Here is a 1,088-nt window from a genome sequence, read left to right on the forward strand (position 1 = left end):
ATGGCAAAAGAAAAGTTTGAACGTTCGAAACCGCACGTTAACGTTGGTACTATCGGCCACGTTGACCACGGTAAAACTACCCTAACTGCAGCAATCACTAACGTACTTGCAAAAGTATACGGTGGTGAAGCGAAAGACTTCGCATCAATCGATAACGCTCCAGAAGAGCGTGAGCGTGGTATCACAATCTCAACTTCACACGTTGAGTATGACACTCCAACTCGCCACTACGCGCACGTTGACTGTCCTGGACACGCTGACTACGTTAAAAACATGATCACTGGTGCTGCTCAGATGGACGGCGCGATCCTGGTAGTTGCTGCAACTGACGGTCCTATGCCTCAAACACGTGAGCACATCCTACTTTCTCGTCAGGTTGGTGTACCTTACATCATCGTATTCATGAACAAATGTGACATGGTTGACGACGAAGAGCTACTAGAGCTAGTAGAGATGGAAGTTCGTGAACTTCTTTCTGAGTACGACTTCCCAGGTGACGACCTGCCTCTAATCCAGGGTTCTGCTCTTAAAGCGCTAGAAGGCGAGAAAGAGTGGGAAGACAAGATCGTTGAGCTTGCAGAAGCACTAGATTCTTACATCCCAGAGCCAGAGCGTGACATCGATAAGCCGTTCATCATGCCTATCGAAGACGTATTCTCAATCCAGGGTCGTGGTACTGTTGTAACTGGCCGTGTTGAAGCTGGTATCATCAACGTGAACGACGAAGTTGAAATCGTAGGTATCAAAGAAACTACGAAGACAACTTGTACAGGTGTTGAAATGTTCCGTAAGCTGCTTGACGAAGGTCGTGCAGGTGAGAACATCGGTGCCCTTCTACGTGGTACTAAGCGTGATGAAGTTGAGCGTGGTCAGGTTCTTTGTAAGCCTGGTTCAATCAACCCACACACTAAGTTCACTTCAGAAGTATACGTACTGTCTAAAGATGAAGGTGGCCGTCATACTCCATTCTTCAAAGGCTACCGTCCACAGTTCTACTTCCGTACAACTGACGTAACTGGTAACGTTGAGCTTCCAGAAGGCGTAGAAATGGTAATGCCTGGTGACAACATCAAGATGACTGTTGAGCT

At 47.3% G+C, this 1,088-nt stretch carries 1 protein-coding gene; it reads left to right on the forward strand.

From position 1 onward, the window contains the following. Window positions 1–1,088, forward strand: a 1,088-nt coding sequence (gene tuf / locus IY568_RS24385) for an elongation factor Tu (protein ID WP_194868969.1), incomplete at its 3' end; no start/stop codon positions are given.

The organism is Pseudoalteromonas sp. PPB1, from assembly GCF_015356275.1.
GTDB classification, from domain to species: Bacteria; Pseudomonadota; Gammaproteobacteria; order Enterobacterales; family Alteromonadaceae; genus Pseudoalteromonas; species Pseudoalteromonas rubra_D.